15 protein-coding genes are annotated in these 21,886 nt (G+C 61.6%); 4 read left to right on the forward strand and 11 right to left on the reverse strand.

Annotated features, from left to right (window positions below; translation table 11 throughout):
- Positions 1-82 precede the first annotated feature (82 nt).
- From IPM16_04780 to IPM16_04790, 3 genes are read left to right on the forward strand one after another with little or no spacing between them, the layout of a single operon-like run.
- Complete coding sequence (locus IPM16_04780) at positions 83-841, forward strand: hypothetical protein (GenBank protein ID MBK9122423.1); 759 nt, start codon at positions 83-85, stop codon at positions 839-841.
- Between the two features lie 44 nt (positions 842-885).
- A complete protein-coding gene (locus IPM16_04785) occupies positions 886-1,890 on the forward strand; it encodes a hypothetical protein (GenBank protein ID MBK9122424.1) in 1,005 nt (334 codons plus the stop codon).
- A complete protein-coding gene (locus IPM16_04790; protein ID MBK9122425.1) occupies positions 1,841-3,133 on the forward strand; it encodes an RHS repeat-associated core domain-containing protein in 1,293 nt (430 codons plus the stop codon). The genes IPM16_04785 and IPM16_04790 overlap by 50 nt, the downstream gene beginning before the upstream one ends.
- Positions 3,134-3,777: 644 nt before the next feature.
- Here the strand turns inward: IPM16_04790 and IPM16_04795 are convergent.
- The 8 genes from IPM16_04795 to IPM16_04830 form a co-directional block, all read right to left on the reverse strand.
- Positions 3,778-4,149 carry a single-stranded DNA-binding protein gene (locus IPM16_04795; protein MBK9122426.1) on the reverse strand — a complete coding sequence of 124 codons (372 nt, stop codon included), beginning with the start codon at positions 4,147-4,149 and terminating at the stop codon, positions 3,778-3,780.
- Positions 4,150-5,185: 1,036 nt separating this feature from the next.
- Positions 5,186-6,181 (reverse strand): PD40 domain-containing protein, encoded by a 996-nt coding sequence (locus IPM16_04800; protein MBK9122427.1) that lies wholly within the window; start codon positions 6,179-6,181, stop codon positions 5,186-5,188.
- Between the two features lie 619 nt (positions 6,182-6,800).
- Positions 6,801-9,230 (reverse strand): PD40 domain-containing protein, encoded by a 2,430-nt coding sequence (locus tag IPM16_04805; GenBank protein ID MBK9122428.1) that lies wholly within the window; start codon positions 9,228-9,230, stop codon positions 6,801-6,803.
- A gap of 128 nt (positions 9,231-9,358) precedes the next feature.
- A complete protein-coding gene (locus IPM16_04810) occupies positions 9,359-10,390 on the reverse strand; it encodes a PD40 domain-containing protein (GenBank protein ID MBK9122429.1) in 1,032 nt (343 codons plus the stop codon).
- 958 nt (positions 10,391-11,348) lie between these two features.
- A complete protein-coding gene (locus IPM16_04815) occupies positions 11,349-13,652 on the reverse strand; it encodes a hypothetical protein (GenBank protein ID MBK9122430.1) in 2,304 nt (767 codons plus the stop codon).
- A gap of 257 nt (positions 13,653-13,909) precedes the next feature.
- Positions 13,910-15,016 carry a DnaD domain protein gene (locus IPM16_04820; GenBank protein ID MBK9122431.1) on the reverse strand — a complete coding sequence of 369 codons (1,107 nt, stop codon included), beginning with the start codon at positions 15,014-15,016 and terminating at the stop codon, positions 13,910-13,912.
- A 373-nt stretch (positions 15,017-15,389) separates the two neighbouring features.
- The gene (locus IPM16_04825; GenBank protein ID MBK9122432.1) at positions 15,390-16,583 is read right to left on the reverse strand and encodes a ParB N-terminal domain-containing protein; all 1,194 of its coding nucleotides are present in this window, start codon (positions 16,581-16,583) and stop codon (positions 15,390-15,392) included.
- On the reverse strand, positions 16,580-17,404 hold the full coding sequence (locus tag IPM16_04830) for a ParA family protein (protein ID MBK9122433.1): 825 nt from the start codon (positions 17,402-17,404) through the stop codon (positions 16,580-16,582). The genes IPM16_04825 and IPM16_04830 overlap by 4 nt, the downstream gene beginning before the upstream one ends.
- A gap of 331 nt (positions 17,405-17,735) precedes the next feature.
- On the opposite strand from IPM16_04830, the gene IPM16_04835 reads away from it, so the two are divergent.
- Positions 17,736-18,326 carry a nitroreductase gene (locus tag IPM16_04835; GenBank protein ID MBK9122434.1) on the forward strand — a complete coding sequence of 197 codons (591 nt, stop codon included), beginning with the start codon at positions 17,736-17,738 and terminating at the stop codon, positions 18,324-18,326.
- A gap of 54 nt (positions 18,327-18,380) precedes the next feature.
- Here the strand turns inward: IPM16_04835 and gcvPB are convergent, their stop codons facing one another.
- From gcvPB to IPM16_04850, 3 genes are read right to left on the reverse strand one after another with little or no spacing between them, the layout of a single operon-like run.
- Positions 18,381-19,865, reverse strand: coding sequence for an aminomethyl-transferring glycine dehydrogenase subunit GcvPB (gene gcvPB, locus IPM16_04840; GenBank protein ID MBK9122435.1), 1,485 nt, complete (start codon positions 19,863-19,865; stop codon positions 18,381-18,383).
- Entirely contained in the window at positions 19,862-21,196 is a 1,335-nt protein-coding gene (gcvPA, locus tag IPM16_04845) for an aminomethyl-transferring glycine dehydrogenase subunit GcvPA (GenBank protein MBK9122436.1), read from the reverse strand. The genes gcvPB and gcvPA overlap by 4 nt, the downstream gene beginning before the upstream one ends.
- A 15-nt stretch (positions 21,197-21,211) precedes the next feature.
- Complete coding sequence (locus IPM16_04850; protein MBK9122437.1) at positions 21,212-21,886, reverse strand: MOSC domain-containing protein; 675 nt, start codon at positions 21,884-21,886, stop codon at positions 21,212-21,214.

Here is a 21,886-nt window from a genome sequence, read left to right on the forward strand (position 1 = left end):
CAGTGGCATAGGCTGATCGACTGACAGCCTATGCCCGTATCAAGGTGAGCCGCGTGGCTGGTAAAGGACACATACGAACGCGATGAGCAACTATTTACAGAAGCAAGCCGAAGCGGAGACGAACTGGTGGGAAGCGGTCGTGCTCATTGGCGGCGGTACCATCCTTCCTCTGGTTCCACTTTATGCCCGCATCACGTATCTTGCTGCGCCTACGACTTGGCTGCCGGAAGCTGCCGCAATAGCTCTCAATTCCATTGAGACCAAGCTCGAGTCTGTAGGTGTTTCATTAGTACCCCTTTCCCGCGTATTCGATATTCTCGCTTCGGATCACTATTGGCTCGTTCATCAGACCTTTGTGACATGGGTCAAATCGTGGCAGAGTTTTGGACGATCAGGTCATGCGGTTGAACTTGCGCGCACTGTGTTGGACTATGTGAGCCGACCTGATGTTTATCCATCGATGGACGCGGTTGAGACCGCTGCGCAGCGACGGGCAGTGAACCTGATCCGCGGGCTTGGAGAACACCTCCGTATGGGCCACCAGGTAGTGGCCGCATTAGCGACGTTGTTTAAGGCCGGGGTATTCGATCGTCAAATTAAGCAGATGGGCCGGATACAAGAACTTGCCCAGTTGTCGCATCATCCGCCGTTTGAGACGACGTTACTCCAAGTGACGGCCGCCATGCTCGAAGATTATATCGTTCGAACCTGGGTACATCAGACAGCCAAGACAGTTCAAGCGAATGTAATCGAAAGCGGTTTCCGAAGCCTGTTCGGTGATGTTGGCGCCGCTCAAATGCGCGGAGAATTCGATCGTCTGCTCAACGAAAGAATTTCGTAATCAGCGACGGCACCCTGACAACCGTGTGGGACCGGGCGGGACGGATGCTCTCGTACGACGGGCACAGCTACGCCTACGACGGCGAGGGGCGGCGCATCGCGCAGACGGCCAGCGGATCGACGACGCGCTACGTGCTGGACGTGCAGCGCGGGCTGCCGGCGGTGATCGGGGCCAAGTCAGGGTCGAATGTGACGCACTACATGCACGGTCCGCTGGGGATGTTCGCCCAGCGCAACCCTGACGCGTCGTGGGACTGGATGCTGCGACATGACGCCGGCGCGCGGCTGTTGGCGCAGTTCGGTTACGAAGTGGACGCGCGCGGCAACCGGACGCAGGCGTTCGAAGCGCAGCGGCATCCGGGCAGCGGCACGACCATCATCGACCAGAGCGACGACGCGGTGTACTACTACGGCGACTGGACGACCGCGGGCGGCTTCCACGTCACCGCGCAGCCGTATGCCTCGTTCCGCTTAACGTTCGCGGGGAATGAAAACGTCGAACTGACGATGGGCGAAGGGCCGGATCACGGCTTGTACGACGTGTACATCGGCGGGTCGCTTTGGCAGAGCTTCAACGGCTACGCCGCCAACGCCGGCGAGCGTGTGATCCCGATCCCCCTGTCGAACGACGGACCGTTTACGCTGCACGTCAAAAACCGCGCCGACAAAAGCTCGTCATCGTCCGGCCACGTGATGCGGTTCAAGCAGCTGTCGGTGGACGCCGAGTACACGCTTCAGACCCTCTCCTACACGTACGATGCCGTGTCGCGCGTGCTGGGCGCTGACTATTATCCAGGGGAGAATACTGCCTCGACACCGGCGCAGACGTTCGCCTACGGTTACGATGTCGCCGGCAACCTCACCGACAACAACGGCACGGCGCGGACGTTCAACAAACTGAATCAAATCAGCAGCGGCGGCGTGACCTACGACGCCAACGGCAACATGACGCACGACGGCACGAACGTATATACATGGGACCGCGCCAACCGGATGCTGGATGGAGGCGGAATCTCGTATCAATACGACGGGCCAGGGCAATCGGGTTGAACAGCGCACCGGACCGAAGGCCAGTCCATTCACTACACGCTACCTGCTCGATGTACAGCCCGGCCTCGTGCAGGTGATCCGAGCCATTGCGACCACCGGTTTTCCGCTGCCGGACATTCAGCACTACGTCCACGCGCCGGGCGGGATGCGCATGGCATCCAGCACGATCGAATTCTGGACCAGCCTGCTGCCGGACGGCCTGAACAGCGTACGCAGCGAGGTGCGCGATTCGTTCATCGTCGACGCATCCGGCGGGTACGAACCGTACGGCGTGCCGGCGGATGTCGTCGGGACGTTCGAGCAGCCGTTCCGCTTCACCGGCGAGATGCGCGACGCGAACGCGCTGCAGTATCACCGCGCACGGTACTATGCGCCGTCACAGGGCGTGTGGACCGCCCAAGACGCACTCGAAACCGAGAATCGCTACAATTTTGCCAACGGGAACCCGGTCAATCGGACCGACCCCAGCGGCTATTGTGCGCAGCCCACGCAGTGGTGGAATCCCGTGGATGCGAACTGTTACTACTCGGCGGCTGGGCTGGCGCAGCGTTACAGTGCCGGCGATCCCGAAGCCTACCAGCGCTGGTTCGACGAATTCATCACATGGCCCTGGGCTAATCTCAAGCTGCTTGAAGGACTGGCTTCATCGGTCGACGTGACCGGCGCCGCTCGGCAGTTCCTGGAGAACGCGGCTATCATCCCCTCGCTCCTGCTGCGCGACCCGGAGACGACGCTGCTGGCGCTGCAGATCGTGGCGTGTCAGAACAACATTGGCGTTCCGGCAGGGTTGGTCGGATCGGTTGGTTCGGGTGCGTTTCCCCGCCCCGGTGTCCAGCCCGGGCTGCGGGTAGGGCCGTACGTCACGGTCGGTCTGTTGGGCGTCCTGCTGGCCGGGCTGATCGTCCTGCCGTTTGCCGTGCCGATTGGGGATACTGCCCAACCTGACGGGAGCCCAGAGGCAGATTGCGACCCCAACTGTGTCGTTCGAGGCGGAGTTGCCGCTGTAGGTAGTTTTTCTGCTGGATATGCGTTGCGTACTTCGCCGCCACTCATATACGGTTTCTCGGTGCAGTATCCGCCCGGAACGCGACTGGGGCAACTTGCCCGCGCAGGCCTCCACAACAGGCAGTTGAGCTATGCTCGTGATCTCGAAGTAATTGCTGCGGGGAGCGGCTTTGGCTATCGCGTCTCCATTCCGATCACCACTGGATACGGACCCTACCACACCGCTGCACGCAGATAGAGCCACACCGCCAACGCATCGCACAAACCGCCGGCAGGCGCGAACGCACGCAGGTGTGTCCGGTGGGCGGGGACGCTCCCGCCCACATGCCACATCGCACCGCAAGGCGCGATGTGGGTGCGCCACGTAGAGGCGCACGTCAGCCCCCACCGGCGCCTGAGGTGGCCAGCTTTTAGCTGGCGGGTTAGCCTAAGGTGGTGCGGGAGCCCAGTGACCGGTAGGAGCACGGGTCGAAGCGACGTGTTACACATCCACCCGCTGGCACCTTAGGCTGACCGACCTCCAGCCTACACGAGCGTTGGCACCCTGCAGGTCACGAGTCGCGCGCCCTCCGCACGTGTGTGTGCCAGGCTCGAGGGCAACTGGCATACTTGCCCTTGAGCCACCCGCATCGCCAGAACCCTTAGCTTGCCGTCCTGCCAGGACTTCGGTCGACTGGGCGCCGCAGCAGGGCACGACGGCTCGTCCACAGACCGCCATGGCCGCAAACACGGTCCGTACATAGCAGTGGCAGACTGTAGTAGTTCTCAACCGCGCGCGAAGTCCACGGTGTCGGCAGCGTCGCTAAAGTCCAGTGCGCGCCGTGACAACGCGAAAACGGGCGATGCATCGCTGCACCGCCCTGCGTTCATCCCGCTGCGGACCTAGAACGGGATGTTGCTGTCCTCGCCCGCGTCCGAGCCGGCATCGCCGTTCTCTGCGCGGTCCAGCAGGACCAGCCGCGTGGCGTCCACATCGACGCTGGCCTGCGCCGTGCCGCTCTGGTCGGTCCACGCCGACGGCCGCAGCCACTCCGCGCTCACCTGCACCAGCGAGCCTTTCCGGACGTACTGCGTCGCGATGTCGGCCAGCTTGTTCCAGCAGTTCACCCGAACCCACAGCGTCAGCTTCTCGCCGGCGCGGTTCTTGCGGCTGACCGCCACCGAGAACGACGCCACGCGCTGCTCACCCACGTCACGCACCTGCGGATCACTGCCGACGAACCCCGTCACCTGCGAATTGATGCTGGTACCCATGATAGTGCTCCTTCGCGCGTTTGCGCTGTCTCGTCCATCGGCCTCGTGCCGATGTCTGACCAGCACAACAGCAGGCGGAACAGCCGGGCCGTCACCCGCAGGGCGCTCCCTGTTTTTGTTGAGTGAAACGGCGCCAGCCAGACAAAAACAGGGGAAGCGAAATCCGCAGGATTTTGACGGCGGGCGCGCCTGCTAGGATGGTCAGAGACCCATCGGCACGTACTGGCGGCATGGAGCGACAGCCGTCAGCGAAGAGATCATGGCTGCCAGCGATGCAGCGTGAGGGTTGTCAGGCGATCCGTGCGAGACGGGAGCTGGCGCATTCGTCGTTCTGGCGCGTCAGGCGTGCGCGCTGGCGGTGCTGATGCGATTCGGGGATGGAACACGGCCGGCTTGCGGCGAGTCTGAAAGAGCGAGCGCTGCGGTAAGCGGAGAGCCGTCCGGCGTGGCGCACCGGCAGGGCGGCAGTCGAGGAGGACCACGGCTCACGCCGACCGTGCAGGCGTCACGCCCGGCCGGGGCGGGATCGCACCGTCTAGGAACGCGGTGACGGAGGCGGTGTCGGCGCATCGCCCTCATTCGGGAAGTAGGCGCCACGGAAGACGTACTGCGACGGGTTCCCGCTGTACCGAACGCCTTCGTACAGCGCACCGGTGAAGTGATTCATTCAGCCAGCAAGTTCGATGGACATTCGGACTCATGGTATGAGGTGCAACAACGCCCCACCCTCAGTACGCCGGGGCATGCCCGCCGGCGACCCGAAGGGCGACCGGTGCGCGGCTGAGCGCAGCGGCACCCGCCCACGCCGCGCACCGAGTCGAAGCCGCCCGCGGCTTTCGCCGGTGGGGTGGCGTGCTGCATTGCGTGGCGCGTTGCACCGGAGATGCACGGGGCGGGCCTATGCGGGATGGCCGATTGGACGGCCGTAGGGAGAAAGGTCACGGCGACATTATCCCGGTTTGGAACCCAACCGCGTCCCTTCGCGAACAATACGCGTACGGTGCGGGGGAGCATGCAGCGATCCGGTGTCCGGCGCTCACTCCTCCGGCGGGGTCTGCGACTGGGTGCATCCACCGAACGGATCGCACGGCGGACCGATGATTCCCCAGTCCGGATGGCGCGCCGACGCATCCGCCGCCTGCGTCACGTTCAGCCCGTCCGAGGCCCGCAGCGTGTAAATACGATAGGTGCTCCCCGCCGTGGCCGATCCGGCGTTCAACCGGTTCGACGCGAACGCCACGCTCGCCCCGTCCAGCGACCACGCCGGCTCGCGATCATCCACCGGGTTGTTCGTCAGCCGCACGGCGTTCGAGCCGTCCGCGATCATCCGGTAGATCTCATCGTTCCCGTCGCGATTCGAGGCGAATACGATCTGCGTCCCGTCCGGCGACCAGCGCGGATCGCGGTCGTCGGCGCTGTTGGCCGTGAGCTGCACCTTGCCGCTGCCGTCGGCGTTCATGGCCCAGATCTCGTTGTCCCCGCCTTCGTCGGCGGTGTACACGATCTTGCCGGAGGCGGCCGACCAGTGCGGCGCGCGGCTGTTGACGGTGGTCGCGGTGAGCGTCTGCACGCCGGTGCCGTTCAGGTTGACGGTGCGGACGACGTATTTGGTGTTCGATCCGTTGGGGCGGTAGGCGTAGGCGAGCTTGGACTCGTCGGGCGACCACGCCGGCTCGGCGTACGTGCCGCTGGACGTCACGACCGTGCTGGTGCTGCCCTGATCGTCGCTGTCGAACACGTACACGCCGCCGGACGCGAATTGTCCGCTGCCGGAGTTGACGACAACCGCGACCCGATTGCCGCTGGCGAGCGCCGGATCCACACCACCGGTCAGATAGAACGTATCGCCGCCGGAGACGTTCAGGCCGCAGATGGCGTTCATAAAACCCATGCCGTCCGGTCTCATGCACGTCCCGTAATACGCGATCTGCCCACCCCCGCCGGTCTGCGTCGGTGCGGGGGTCGGCGTCGCGGTGGGGGTCGGAGAGGGAGTCGGGGTGAACGTGGCGTTAGGGGTCGCGGTCGGAACCATACACGGCCACGTTCCATACGTTGGGCAATCTTCAGTCAGAGGCTCGCCGGGCGGATCTTCCGCCCAATTGTTGACTTGACCGGGATATGCGAGATTAAAGAACGAAATAGCATCATCGCTGCCGGCGAGCCGATCTACATAGAAGGCCAGTCCCAAATCGGGATAGGCAATGACGATAAGATCTGGTATCGCGGTCCTCGCGGGGTTGTCAATCGTTGCAACCGGAGGTGGACCGAAAACTTCAATGACTACATCAACCGTTGTATTGAGTCGACCCTTCAACTGGTCTACTACACCGGATTTGATTTGAACATCGATTGCAGAGCCTAATAATAATAGTGGCAGACTTGGTGCGTACCATTGAATCCGATCCGGTTGAGAAAAGTACTGGATGCTGGCATCAACTAGTGAATTGATTAGTTCCTGTTCTGTAGTAACGTTGGGCTGGATACCGAGGAAGCAGTTTCGCTGGCAGCTCGGACCACTGAACAGCCCAAGCAACGCTTGACCATCCTCCGAAAGGGGTTGAGACACAACCATAAACGAAAGGAACACACATACAGCGATTGCCGCGGCGTACTTAGCGATGCGGGAAATCATACCGACCCACCTTTCCACTCTACGGGTAATCAAAGCAATCGATATAGATTGGGAAGCCTACATCCACGCCAAGCTGTGGCCACAGGGTAATTGGATCAATTAACGTTATAAGGCCGTAGGCATTTCTTCGAGTGGCTGTCCGAAGTGTCTTGTAGAGAGTGAAGTAGTCTTGGAACGTAGGGTCGAAGTATTTCAAGCCATTATGCGGTTCATCTGCCGCAATCGACAGAATCGGAAGTTCGACTCTGCCCGAGACATAATATGCGCTGACGTCCAGATGGAATTCAGCCGTCGGTACCGAAGTCAGGCCACTATTGCCGCTTGATCCGATTTCTGCGGTAGGCTGTAGAGGCGGGTACTGATGACGTGCGGGTGTTGCGACCACAGTGACGGAATCCTGGTGAGCGTATGCAATGTAAACCCAGCCAAGATTCACGCTGGTGCTCGGGTTGTTGATCGCCTCGTCGAGAAGTGTCTGAAACTCATTCTGCTGCATTGATGGTGACGATTTCAGACGCTCAAGCGTTCCAGCAGGAAGATCCTGCAACCGAATACGGTACACGGTGAATCTGCCAAGATTCGCATTATTCGGGGCTTCACTGGGCAAGTATTCCGTATCAACAACCCAGAGTTCCGCGTTGGCTGGAATGATGAGCGGGTAACTTACGGGGAAGCCGGGAGGATTGACGTCGCGTGAACACACCGGTAGTGCCGTTGGGTTTCCGCGCTCCACGAATTCTCCATTGCTCAATCTCGCTTCAGGAGTACCCGCACCGGGTTGCATCGGCAGCGGGAAGACGGTGGCCAGCTGCGCGTCGGAGAGGGTTGGGGCGACTGTTGGAGACGGCGATGGCGTCGGCGTTGGCGTTGGCCCCAACGGCGTGTTAGTGGCGAAGGAAATCGTCGCCGTGGGCGCGGGCTGGCACAGGTCACCGCCGGCGTCGCGTGCGCCGGTGCAGACCGGCGTCCCGTTCCAATCCGGCCGCATGCCGTTGTCTGGCGGGGGAAGGGCGATCGTCGCCACCGTGGTCGGCTGCCCGACCGGCGCGCCGTTGGTCGCCACCCGCTGCACGAACAACCCCGCACCGCTCGGCGGAAACGTCGTCCCCGACCCCACGATTGGCTGTCCACCGAAAGCGACCGCCACGCCGTCCGGGTCCCAGTTGGGGTCGGTGTACCAGCCGTCGGCCAGCGGCGTCGGCAGCGACCCGATCCCGTTCGTCACGCCGATCAGGCGCAGGCCGGGCGTCGGTGCATAGGAGCTGTACACGTACTGGTGCTGCGCTGGTGACCGGTCGACGTCCCTATAGCAGCCGTCGTTCAAGGGGGCCAGCGCGATGAGCGTGATGTCTGAGACCTGCCCGTTTTCCCATTTCAGTGTGCGCAGATCGCAAATCAACTCATCTTCAACTACATAGCTGATGTGCGTGCCGTTGGGTGACCACGACGGATACATGGCGTTCTCGATCACGAACGAAACAGTCGGCGTCGTATCGAGATCGCTCAGCACGTACAGGTCGTACCGGTTGTTTGCAGAAACCCAGATGCTGAACGCCAGCTGCGTCCCGTCCGGCGACCAGTTCAAGTAGGTCTCTTCGGCGGACGTGGTGGTCATGCGCTGGATCGAAGTCCCGTCGATACTGGCGATGTACAGGTCCGGCGTGTCGGCCTGTTCGTTGCCCAGCGCGGCCCTCCCGACGAACGCGACCCTGTTCAAATCCGGCGAGAGCGCCGGGTAGTCCAGGTCGCAGAAGCCGATCGCGACCGATCCGCACCCAGACAGTGACGCGATGGTGTATTCCGCCGTGCCGTACACCGGGCCACTGCCGTCAGGATAACGCCAACTGATCCCGTGCCGATAGAGATGTACGATCTTCGAGGCGACCGTGCGCGGACCGATCATCCCGTCCGGCGGGGCGATCTCGGGCAGAGGCGCGACGAACGGCCGACGCTTCGGGACAAACGTCGACGGTGCGGCGGTTGACCGGCTGCCCGTGAACAGATCGCCATTGGCGTCGCGCGGCTCGACCGACCACGTATGCGGCACGTCCACGTCAAAGCCGGGGATACCGCTGTCGAGATAGGTGGCGAGCGCACAGAGGTCCGTCGTACAGATGTGGCGCGCGGCGTAGGTGTGTGCGAAGTACGGCTCACCGTCACGCAGGACAGAGAGGCGGTAGGACTGGGCCTGCGGATGAGGCGTCCATGCAAACACGATCTCGCCCCGGTATACCTCTGTTTGAGGTGCGGGCGAGAGCAGGGTTAAGGGTGGCGCGTCGGTTTCAGGAATGCTGGGAATGCCGCGGAACCCGCCCAGCGGATCGGGCGGCTGCGGCGTGCCGGGGATCGGCAGTAACGGCGCGGGGGTCGCAGGTACGGGATCGGCGAGATTACCCCCTCCCGACAAGACGAGCAGCATGACGACGAACAGCGCGGCGATCCGGTGCATGGCGCGGCCTTATTACAGCGATGCGCGGGCGACTTGTCACCCAGCGTAACGAACAACGCAGTGAGATGGTCAGTACCGTTTGTATGACGCGCATGTGACGGATGTCACACATCGTTATAGGACGCCCGCTACCAGTCCGGGTCGTCCTCGAAGGCGGACGAGTTGACCGGCGCGCCCGGATCGCTCAGCCCGCCGCCCAGCCCGGTCGTGATAATCACGATGTCCTTGTCCCCGTTCAGATCGCGCACCGCCGCCAGCGTCGACTGACTCATATCCGCCGACTGCCACGCCATGAACCGGTACTCGCCCGGCTGACCGCCTGTCAGCATCGACGCCGGCCCCGGCGTCCACGTCCCGTCGCTGAACGTCATCGGCCGCACGTACGTGTCGTCGAGCCCGTTGGTGTCGCGCGTGTAGGCGATCTTGTCCCCCAGCGGCGACCACGCCGGCTGCTTGTGCGTCTTGTCGGTCGTTTCGGTGAGCTGCTGGCGCTGCTGTCCGTCACCGGCGTTGAGCGCATCGGCATCGGCGAACATCACGTACAGCTCCTTGTTGCCGTCACGGGTGGACGCGTACACGATCCAGTCACCGTGCCAGTCGGGATAGTCGTCGTGACCGTCGGTCCCGGCGCGATGCGTGAGATTGACGCGCGAGCCGGCGAAGCCGCCGTCGCTGAGGGCGTGCTTGTAGATGTCCTTCTCGCCGTCAGCGTCGGAGACGTAAGCGAGGTACAGCCCGCTGTCGGCCCACGCCGGATAGTCCTCGTTCTCGGCCGGCGTGTCGGTGCAGACGACGGCCGAGGTGGCGAGTGTGAGCAAGCAGACGTCGGAGGCGGTGCCGGTGCGGCGGGTGAAGGCGATGCGCGTGTGGTCGGGCGACCAGACCGGCAGCTCGTCGCGGACGTTGGAGTCGGTGTTGGCCGTCAGCCGCTGGACGAGCGGTGGCGACACGCTCAGGTCGGCGGCGTAGAGGTTGAACGCGCCGGCGGTGTTGGCGGCTGGCTCGGGCCGGTTGGAGTGGTACAGCAGCCATCCCGCGCCGGCGGATGGGACCGGAGTCGCGGTGGGGGTCAGTGTGTTGGTCGGCGTTGGAGTCGGCGTTGTAAATGTAAACGTGGGCGTGAGCGTCGCGGTGGGCGTGGGTTCGATCAATGCTGACACGGAGGTGAGTATCCCTAAATCGTTCACAGCGTCGAAGTAGAAGATCTGGTCGTTGAGTGGATTGAGATCAAACCTTCCAGTTTTGATAAATGGGGGGGTGTTCAACAAACTACCCGTTTCACTGTCCCACACCTGCAAACCGGCCTGGGACGTAGATATCACGAACTGATCATCATGGGACCATACAAGTTCACTTACGCCGATACCGGTCTGGAATGTGGTTACAACGGTATCGGTAACAGTGGAGACAACGAAAATACTACCGTCGGTATGCCCGATCGCAAGCAGAGTGCCACTACTGTTCCACGCGACAGGCAAGGAGATAGCCTCCGGCGCGCACTCATCACATACGGTAGTTCTACCGGGACTACTCGTGGATGTATTTGCCAAAGTTGCCCCATTGAAATAGCCACTCGTGGCAGCGATCAGGTTGCGCTGAGGGTCAGGGTGCCATGCCATGCGATAAGCACCCACAACGTAATCGCTGGCGCGAATGAATTCATACGTTGTCCCATCCCTGAATTCCAGGCGTGGAGTGGTCCCATCACCTCCAATTGCGATTAGACTTCCGTCTGGACTCCATGCAATTGATAGGACACCCATAAAAGTTGATACTACGAACTCTTCCAGCAAGGCGCCAAGTGGTTGTGTGCCTATGGAAAAGTCGAGAACGCGAATTCTGAAGTCGGTACCCGCCACCGCTAAACGATTACCATCGGGACTCCACGCAGCATCGAAGAGCAATGAGTGGGGAGATTGCATAGGAAGGTCTAGCGTGGTAATGAGATTGCCGGTCATCCCATCCCATATCACAACCTGATTCCCTACCCCAACAACATATTCGCCATCGGGACTGTACTTTAGTGATGCTATGTCAATATCACCCTGCGTCTGTACGGATTGAACGCTCAGAAGTACGATCAACAGTGACAAGCTGAACCGCAGCATGAAAGACTCCTCACCAATCGTAGTACTGGAAGAACATGCGCAGGTTCTCCTGCATCCAGCAGAAGCGGTCATCGCCATGACCGACTGGAACAATGCTGCAGTCCATGAACACACGGCCAGTTGGAAGCTGATCATTCGACGTGTTGTCACTGAAAGCTGACGAACTGGCGCCTTCGACCGTTCTGTACACCCAGTTCAGGAACATATCCGCGCCCGTTTCTTCCTGCTCAGTCGATTTCTTCAAACCGACGTCGCCAACATTGATGGCGGCAGGATGTTCGAGAACCCATTCGTAGATCACACAGGGATTCTGTTGGAAGGCGGTGACGACATAGGCTCCGCTGGCATCATCACACGCTCCGAATCTGTCGGGGGCGGTGACCGAAATGGGCATATCCCAGCCCGTTACGCCACGCTCCCAATCGGAGATTTCGACATATCGCAGTGGAGATTCCGGTGGGCATAATGATCCGAGAGAAGGCTTGGTGCCATCTGCACAGATGGAGAGTGGAAAGTTCGCCGCTGAAATATTGTGCTGCCCGGCCGGGTCAAGATTATTAATCTGCCTTTGTACAAAGTCAGGCAAGAGTCGTCTCGTGATGAAGCCAAACACGAATTGGGTTTGTGAGTTGGCGCCTCGCAGTGCTCTGGCAGAGTTGCTGGTCGGGTCGGAGTTGGCGAAGTTGGGATCGTCCAGACAACCGATGAACCCGACGCCGCTGGACAAAGGGCAGGGCAGGGTGCTTGTCCCGTTCGCCGGAGTCGCGAACGTGGAGCGATACAGAAAGACATGCCCGAGTTCGTGGGTGATCGTGTGTTCTGATAGCTGAAACTCATCACCACACGCTATCTCTGCAAACCGGGGGTCGGAACCGGTCGGAATGAGCTTGTCTGTACGACAGCTCGTTGGATTGGCGATCGTCGTTCGGCTGAAGTGTAGCCTGTTGGTCTCTGCTAGGAACAGTACTCCTTGAAACGCCTGCTGAGGGGTAACGTGTCCTAGTTCGAGTTCGTTTGACAACAGGCAGAAGGCGTTAGCGGAGGTAAGTACGCCGCGTAGGATTGCCTCAAGTTCGGCGAATGACCACAGGTTGGTGTTAGACGCATCGATGATGTTGACGCCGTAGGATGCCAGATAGCTCTCGATGTCTTCGATGGTTGTTACGGTCGGCGCACTTTCGATTACGCAAAAGTCTGGCATCTGTGGCGGCTGGGGCTGGCACTGGGGTTGAATGGTGTAAGGCGGCACGGTCGGGTCGCCCGTCAGCTTGGGGTTCACCGAAACGCCGCTGCTCACGCTCGGCGTGTTGTTGTCGTTGCCCCACCAGTTGTTGGCCGCGTCAAGCGTCACGACGTCAGCTCGCAGATTAACGATGTCCGAGACGCCGTCGGGATCGGCGTAATTGCCGTCGATTACAGAGTACGTCACTGTAGCACTGCCAGCGGCATTCTGGTTCGCCCCGGCATTGCCGTTCAATATGCCACTGCCGTAGTCGCCGCCATTGCTGATGAATCGACTGCATGTTGCGGTGACGGTGCCGCCACCGTCATTCTGGATTCCCGCTCCGCCGCCTGCCTGATTGGCGCGGATCGAGACGCGTTCGAGCAGTAATTCGCCGCGGTTGTAGATTCCGCCGCCGCCGCTGTCTGCGATGTTCTCGGCAATCTCACTATCGAAAATTCGTAGGTCACCTTGATTGGAGATTGCGCCACCATAGTCGCCAGATCCGACGGCCGCGCGGTAGTCAGTGTCGCGAAGGGTCACGTGATGCAATTGCACCGAAGCACCACCTGGAACTATCAGCATCGGTACGGCGGTGCCAGCGCCAACCAGATGCGCATAGTTGCCGTGAATGACTACGTCGTATGCGATAATGATCGGGCTGTCGATCAGAAACGGCGACTGCGCCTCGTCGGGCATCAAGTAGATGATCTCGGTGCCGGGGTCGGCCAGTTCGGCGCGCAGGCGGTCGGTGTCGCCGAACGAGACGATTTCGACGGCCTCGCCGTCGTTCGGTTCGCTGGACTGGCGCGTCTCGGGCCGTAAATCAGGAAAGCTGGGCATCGGTGTCGCGCCCAACTCGGCGGTCGATTCGGGGTCGGGAAGATCAAACCGCGAGGCATTCGGAGCCGAGGGCGTCACCGCCGGCGGCGTGGGCTGAAGGCCTCGGAATCCGCCCAGCGGATCGGGTGCTTGCGGCGTGCCGGGGATCGGCAGCAGGGGAACGGGGGTCACGGGCACGGGTTCGGCGAAGTTGCCCCCTCCCGACAAGACGAGCAGCATGACGACGAACAGCGCGGCGATCCGGTGCATGGCACGGCCTTCTGACAGCGATGCGCGGGCGACTTGTCACCCAGCGTAACGAACAACGCAGTGAGATGGTCAGTACCGTTTGTATGACGCGTATGTGACGGATGTCACATACCGTTATCCAGTGACCACCCGCACCGCCTCGCTTGCGTCGAACGGGAACAACCCGTGTCGAGTGATGCGTGGGGTACTATCACCGTATAGGTACTCCTACTCACTTCGTTGGCAGAGGGACGGATGCGGCGTACTGCCGCGCACCGTCAACAGCCCGCTGCATCGAGCCTTCGCTCAACCATCATCACCGCAACCGATCCCTCGCTGCCAAGGACGTCGCGGCTCGCGAAGGCTACTAGATGCCGCTGCGTGTCGGTGAGCACCGAATACGTGCGCTTGTCCGCCACCTCGACCGTCAGCACGCCGTCCAGTAGGCTCACCGGTGTCGCCATCCGGCTCAGTCGTCCGAGCAGAGGCAGTCGGTCGCATATCGCCTTCCACGCGACCGCCGCGGGATCCGACCTGTCCGGCGCTGCGCCAGCATCGCGCAAGAGACTCGGCGGTGGCCAGACGATGTCCGTCGCCGTGTCCACAGTCTCGTTCTGCGGGACCGGAATCGGTTCGACCTTTAGCGGCGAGATCTTCCGTTCGCCGGCGCGACCGGTCTGCTTCCACGCCCGCAGGATCCGGCGCACATACGCGAGGCTGCGCTTCTCATAGATGACCGCCTCTTGAATCGCATCCCGGACCCATCCGGAACCGCAATCTTTAACCAGGTCCGTGACGACCTGCGTGGCCATGGAGCTCAGCGCACCGATATTTCCCTGAAAATCATCAAGCACAGATTGAAGGCCAGGATCGGCGGCAGCGGATGCGGACGCAGGCGCGGGCTCGCGCGCGTTCTGGATCTCTTGAGTCTTATTACTCTGACTCTGATTCTTTGATTCTGATTCGGGTCCAAAATCTGCACCACCGTGGTTCAGAATTTGCACCACCGGTAGTGCGGGATTTGTACCACCGTGGTCCAAACCGCGCACCAGGGGTGGTACAGGATTTGCACCACGTGGTGCAAAGATTTGACTACCCTCACCGCAGATCGTATACCGGTTGCTGGTCAGATCGCCCTGCCCGCTCGGCTGCGCTTGTTTGCACAGATAGCCGAGGTCGATGAGCGCCTTCACCGCGCCGATCGCCGACGTGCGGCTGGTGTTGGCGTCGCGTGCGATCGTGGCATAGCTCGGGAATGCGGACGTGGTATCGCTGCCGAGGCGGCGGGCGATGACCGCATAGATGCGCAGCTGGAGCGCGGTCAGTCGCGGATCGAGCAGGACGGCGTCCGGGATGCGCGTGAACGGAATGATCGTCGCGCTCATGACGCACCACCGATCGGGGTGGCGTTCTCAGATCGATTGTGGCGAAAATCCGCGGCGCGAATCGTCAATCGTTCGGCACGATCGGACCATCAGATGGCAAACAGGCATGGGGCAATACAGGATCGGGAAGCATGAGGTCCCTCCAGCAGCAGGCAATGTGGAACTGGGGCCGCGTCGAAGAAACGCAGCGCGAATTCGGATGTCAGTTGCAGGAGGGCGGGGGCTGTGCTACATTGTGATTGTCGAGTTCACAATGTAGCACAGTGGTTCCCTGCCCACCTGCTTTCCCGCACGTGGGCCTTTTGTTTGTTCAAGGCGGATCGCGTACTCGTTTCATGCCGTCATCTCCAAAAGGTTCACGCGCGTGAACCTTTTACTTCGCGGATAAGTGTTTGAGTGCCTCAGAAAGCACCCGCTGCAACGCCTGAAGGCGGGCAAATGCGATATCGGCGTCACCTTCCTGTTTGAGCAGGGCTTTGGCGATGTCGCCGGCCGATAGTGCGCTGATTGTTTGTGTCATCTTCGCCACCTTGACCGCCGCTCCTGGCAGCCTTTCGGACATTTCATTCTCGTTGTCCTCCATCTCGTTCCCCTCGCAAAGCTCTTTGATCTGTTTGCCCGACAGACCCAGGTCGATGATCTGCCTCACAACTTCTGCGTGATACTCCTGTGCGAGACTCAGTACGGGGCGCAGCTTGAATTCCTCGATGTTGTGCCGGTCTGCCAGCTCCAGCGCCTCGTCCGACAGCCGGAGAAGGTTCTTGATGTAGCTGAAATACGTCTTCTTCATGCCGCCCATCGCGCTGAGGATCGCTTCGGTGTATTCGCGCTTGCCGCGCAGATCCAGGTCGAGCGCCTGCCGGTAGAAGTCGTTGGTGACGGCGCCGTCCGGGATTTCGTAGCCGTGCACGGTGAGCAGCAGGAGGGCAGCCTGTCGGGCCATCGCCACCGCCGACAATCCGCTGCGCGCCGTGTTCTCGCGCGCCTGCCGGAACACCGACGTGTTCTCGGTCGGGATCACGATGCATGGGATCATGCCGTCTCCGCTGTAGTTCGGGATGAAGTCGCGCAGCAGCCAGCTCGCCCAGTAACGCCGCTCGCCAGTCTCGATCCGAAACTGCTGCACGACACCATGCGACACGTCGACCACGGTCAGCGGATTGACCTGTCCGTCGTCGCGGATCGTGACGGCGAGGTTGACCAGATCGTGCAGCAGCTGCTCCTCCGGCGACAACTGAACGGCCGGATCGTCGGGAGCGTCGGCATCGGGGTTTGGCAGCAACTCGAGCACGTTGCTGAACGGCCGTCCGCGCTGCCGTGCCGAGACCTGCACGAGCTGGACCAATCCGCGCAACGCCTGCGTCGGCGTCATCCGGCCAGCGTGGAAGTCGAAGTGCAGATGCTCTGGCAGCACGCGCCGTGGCTGAATGGGATCCGGTCGCACCATTTCGAGCAGCAGTCGCTCGACACGAAGGCCCGTATCGGTGAACTGCGTTTGGCCGCCCACCAGCATATCGGCGGTGACACTGTCAAGCAGTTCGTCGATGCGCTGGTTCTGACGTTTCATGCCGCACCGCCTGCCATGATCTGCACGAGCCGGATGACGATGCTCATGTACGCCTTGCTCGCCGGCGCGTGCGGATCGTAGGTGAAGATGCTCTGGTGGCACTGATGCGCGTACGACACCGCTTCATTCACCGGCACGACGCCAAGCAGCAGCGGCCCGAGCACTCGGTGCGCCTTGAGCTCGTCAAGCAGGTATTTGTGCCCACGCACACGCGCGTTCATCTTGGTGACAAGGATGCCGCTGACGCGCAGGTTCGGCTGACGCCAGCCATCGCGGATGTCATTGATCTTGCCGATCACGCTCATCAGACCGACCGTTTCGAGATAGCGCGGCTCGACCGGCACAATCGCGTCTGTGGCAGCGATCAGCCCCATCTCAGTCATCAGCGAAAACGACGGCCGCGTGTCGATGACGATCGCGGCATAACGGTCAGCGATCTGGTTGAGAGGATCGGCGAGGCGGTACGGTGCGCCGGCCAGGCTGTTCAGTTCGCGCTCAGCGCCTTCAAGCAGCGACGAGGCCGGCAGGACGTGCAGGTCCGCGTCCCACGTCGACGGCACCAGGCATCCGAGCAAGGTCCGCGCTGCGCTCTGTCGGTCGGCCATCAGGACGGTGTACAGACTGTTGTCTGCGCCGTAGTTCTTCGACCCGGTGGTGACCAGCGTGGCGTGCGCCTGACTGTCGGTGTCGATCAGCAGCACACGCGGGTTGGGTGCGCCGGCGTGTCGCAGCATCGAGACGATGCCATACGCAGCATTGGTGGATGATGTCGTCTTAGACGTGCCACCCTTGTGGTTGGTAAATACGAAAACGCGAGTCATGTGCCATACCTCTCGAACCCAACATCCTGTCGATTTCGCTGCGGCTGGCGAGTGCTTCCCGGACCTGTGGTAGAGTGGCATCCGGAAGCCTTGCTGACGCGAGCAGCGAGCTTCTAGGTGGGCGGAGGAAGGCGCACCTCCTCCGTTCACCGCTAAAGCCGATCTAGTCTAGGGTTGAGAGGCGCACGAGATGTGCGTGATAGGGGAATTGGATGCGTTGGATAAGAGTTGAGCGACTTAAGCGAGGGGATTGTTCGGTTAAGTTCCTGTCTCTCCCGCAGCAGCGTAATCAGGTGTCCACAGGGACACCTGTTTGTTTGACGGAGGAATCGTGACCGAACCCATCTGTAAGCCGCGGCTTGATGCCGTACTCGACTACCTGTTGACCCGGCGGTCGCTGCCTACCGCCAAGATGACCGGCCCCGGACCGGATGATGCCGAACTCGAACTCATCCTGCGCGCGGCGACCCGCGTGCCCGATCACGGCAAGCTGGCCCCGTGGCGCATTCACGTGGTTCGCGGGGAAGCGCAGCACACGCTGGGGAAGGAGTGGGCCGCAATTTTTGAGCGCGACCATCCCGATGCCAGCGATGAGCTCATCGAATCCGAGGCCGGGCGCCCGGCCCGTGCCCCGTTGCTGCTGATCGTCAGTACGCGCATCGAGAACGTGCAGCGAATTCCCCGCTTTGAGCAGCTTCTATCCGGCGCGGGAGTGTGCCTGAACGCGATTCACGCGGCCAACGCGCTCGGCTTTTTCACGACGTGGATCACCGATTGGCCGTCGTATCACCCGGACGTGAAGGCCGGCCTGGGTATTCCGGAGAGCGACGAGATTATCGGGCTGATCTACGTTGGCAGCGCGCTTCAGCCGACCGACGAACGCCCGCGACCGGCGCTTGAGGACATCGTGAGCTATCTGTAAACAGAACAGGCCGGTCGCGCGACCGGCCTGTTGCTTTGTTCAAGACGGCGCTGCTTATGTGTCTTTGAGCAGCGGGGCGCAGCACAGCACGAGCTGTTTGGCGGCGCGCACCTCATCGAGGCGAGAAACCGGCGTCTTGTGCGGCGCACTGAGCAGCAGCTCCGGGTTCTCCTTGGCTTCCTGCGCGATCTTCTTCATCGCTGCGATGAACTGATCGAGTGTTTCCTTCGTCTCCGTCTCGGTCGGTTCGATCAACAGCGCCTCGGGAACAATTAGCGGGAAGTAGTTGGTGGGCGGATGATAGCCGTAGTCCATCAACCGCTTGCTGATATCCAGCGCGTGGACCTTTTCCACGCCTTCAAAGTGGCCCTCGATCACGAACTCGTGCCCGCAGGCGCGATCGTACGGCACGGTGTACGTGTCGCTAAGCCCAACGCGGATGTAGTTCGCGTTCAGTACGGCGTGGCGCGACACCTGATGCAGACCTTCGCCGCCATACGCCCGGATGTAGGAATAGGCGCGGGTGTGCATGCCGAAGTTCCCGTGGAACGCCTTGAGCCGGCCAATCGACTTCTCTGGCGTGACGAACCCGTACAGCGGGGCTTCCTCGTCTGTTCCCGGCTCGACTATGTCGACGTGCGGGGCAGGTAAGAACGGCTTGAGCTTCTCGTTGACGCCGACCGCACCCGATCCGGGGCCGCCGCCGCCGTGGGGCGTGCTGAACGTCTTGTGCAAGTTGTAGTGCATGACGTCAAAGCCGAGCGCGCCGGGCTTGACCACGCCCATCAGCGCGTTCATGTTGGCACCGTCCATGTACATCAAGCCACCTGCGTTGTGGACAAGCTCGACGATCTTGAGGATGCCGCGCTCGAACAGACCAAGTGTACTGGGTACGGTGATCATCATGCCGGCGATGTTGTCGCGCTCCGGCCCTTCGCAGACCTTCTTCAGCGCCTCAATGTCGACGTCGCCTTTGTCGTCCGCCGGCAGTTCGATCACGCTCAACCCGGCCATCGTGACGGTGGCGGGGTTGGTCCCGTGCGCGCTGTCCGGGACGAGGATCTTCGTCCGCTGCGGCTCGCCGCGGTCGATGTGATATTTCCGGATCATCAGGATGCCGGCGAATTCGCCATGCGCGCCCGCCGCCGGGTGCAAGCTCACGGCGTTCAGTCCGCTGACTTCGGCCAGCCACTGCTGTAGCTGGTACATTAGCGCAAGCGCGCCTTGCGCGCCTGCCTCGTCCGTCAGCGGATGCAGGCCGGCGAACCCCTCGTAGCGCGCCACGTCTTCGTTGATCTTCGGGTTGTACTTCATTGTACAACTGCCGAGGGGATAAAAGCCTTTGTCGATGGCGTAGTTCAACTGGCTTAGCCGCACGAAATGACGGATGACCTCCAGCTCGCTGACTTCTGGAAGCATGAGTTCCGTGCGCAGCATGTCTGCCGGCAGCGGGTCGGACTTCGGCACGTCGAGGCTGGGCAGGTTGGTGCCGATGCGGCCCGGCTGACTCAGTTCGTAAATCGTCGGTTCGTGCGTCATGACAGTGCCCCGAGCGTCTCAACCAATGCGTCGATTTCGGCTTTGCTGTTGGTTTCCGTCACGGCGATCAGCATGTGATCGACCAGATGCGGGTAGTCGGTGCCGAGGTCGTACCCGCCGACGATTCCCTGCTCAAGCAAGGCGGTATTCACTTTCTCCACCGGCACCGGGCACTTGACCACGAACTCGTTGAAGAACGGCAGCGTGCGGTCGACCGAATAGCCAGCGAGCTTATCGATCTCCGCAGCGGCGTAGTGGGCTTTGTGATAGCACAGCTCCGCGACTTGCCGCAGGCCGTTCTTGCCCAACAGGCTCATGTGGACACACGCCGCCAGCGCCATGAGACCCTGATTCGTACAGATATTGCTGCTGGCTCTCTCGCGCTTGATGTCTTGCTCGCGCGGCCTCAGCGTCATGACGTAGGCGCGGCGGCCATCGCTGTCGATTGTCTCGCCGATGATGCGGCCGGCGATCTTGCGGACATACTCCTGCTTGATGCTGAAGAAGCCGAGGTACGGCCCGCCGAACTGCAGGCCGACGCCGAGGGGTTGGCCCTCGCCGACCGCGATGTCCGCGCCAAGTTCGGCAGGCGACTTGAGCATGCCGAGTGCGACGGGATTGACCACCGTGACGAGCAGCGCGCCGACGGCGTGTGCCTTTTCGGCCAGCGCCTTGATGTCTTCGATCTGCCCGAAGAAGTTCGGGTACTGGATTGCGACCATCGCCGTGTTGTCGTCGATCAGGGCGGCGAGGTCTGCCATGGACCGGGGCTGATCGTCGCCGGCAATCTCGATCTGCCTGCCCTGATGGTACGTGCGCACAACGTCGCGGTACTGCGGGTGGATATTGTGGCTCAGGACGATCTTGCTTCGCTTAAAGCGGCTGACATCAAGTGCAACGGTGACCGCTTCGGCTAGGCTGGTCGCGCCGTCATAATGGCTGGCGTTGGCGGCGTCCATGCCGGTCAGCCCGCACATCATTGACTGATACTCGAACACGGCCTGCAGTGTGCCTTGGCTGAGTTCGGGCTGATACGGCGTGTAGGCCGTGAAAAACTCGCCGCGCAGCAGAATGTGATTGACGGCAGACGGGACGAAATGATGATACGCTCCGGCGCCACGAAAGACCGCGAAGTTTCCCGCGTGGTCGTTGGCTTCGGCGTACGCCTTGAGTTCCGCGGCGATTTCGTATTCGCTGAGGGCAGGCGGGATGTCGATCTTGGGAAAGCGATGGCTCGCCGGCACGGCATCGAAGAGGTCTTCGATCGTGGTAACTCCGATCGCCGCGAGCATCTGCTGGCGATCTAGCTCGGTGTGTGGGATATACGACATAGGGTACGCGCTTCTCTACTCGAGGACGCCCGTCGACGCGAGCGCCTTGTTGGCCATCTTTCGCCAGAATGCCGACGCCTCAGGGGCGTTCGCAAGCTGGCGCGCCGCGTCGATGAAGTCGTCCGGCGTGTCAATCAGATCGAAACAGCGTGCGATCGTCAAAGCGGGTTGAGGGCGTTCAGCCAGCGTCAGGTCGGCGCCGGCCGCGATCGTGCCCTCGTTCAATACGCGGAAGTACCACCCCGTGCGACGGAGAGCGTACACGCGGTCGTGTAGGTCGCGCTGGTTCCAGCGGCGCGAAACCTTCCAGCACGGGTAACGCGGCCCCGTCACCTGCAGGGTCAAATCGTCCGCAGTGTAGACATCACCAACGCATACGGTGGTTTCGTCCTGCCTGTCGATCGTCAGGTTCTCGCCGAATCCACCGGCCTGCACGTCGAGATGGGGCAGCTCGGCTCGCCAGGCAGGATAATGCGAGCTCGCGTAACCGAGCACCGCCTTGTCCGGCCCACCGTGGTTCTTGGTATCCGCCTGACCGTCACCTGAAACGCCCAATGCCGCGATGTGCAGTGCGCCAGCGACCGGGAACTTCCATATCCCAGACGTCCACGCTGCTTCACGACCGTCCGGTGCGTCGTGGAGGATACGCGTCTGAGGTTGGCCGACGTTGACCGAGACGACGCGAACCAC

The sequence above is a fragment of the Candidatus Flexicrinis affinis genome, from assembly GCA_016716525.1.
Lineage (GTDB): Bacteria > Chloroflexota > Anaerolineae > Aggregatilineales > Phototrophicaceae > Flexicrinis > Flexicrinis affinis.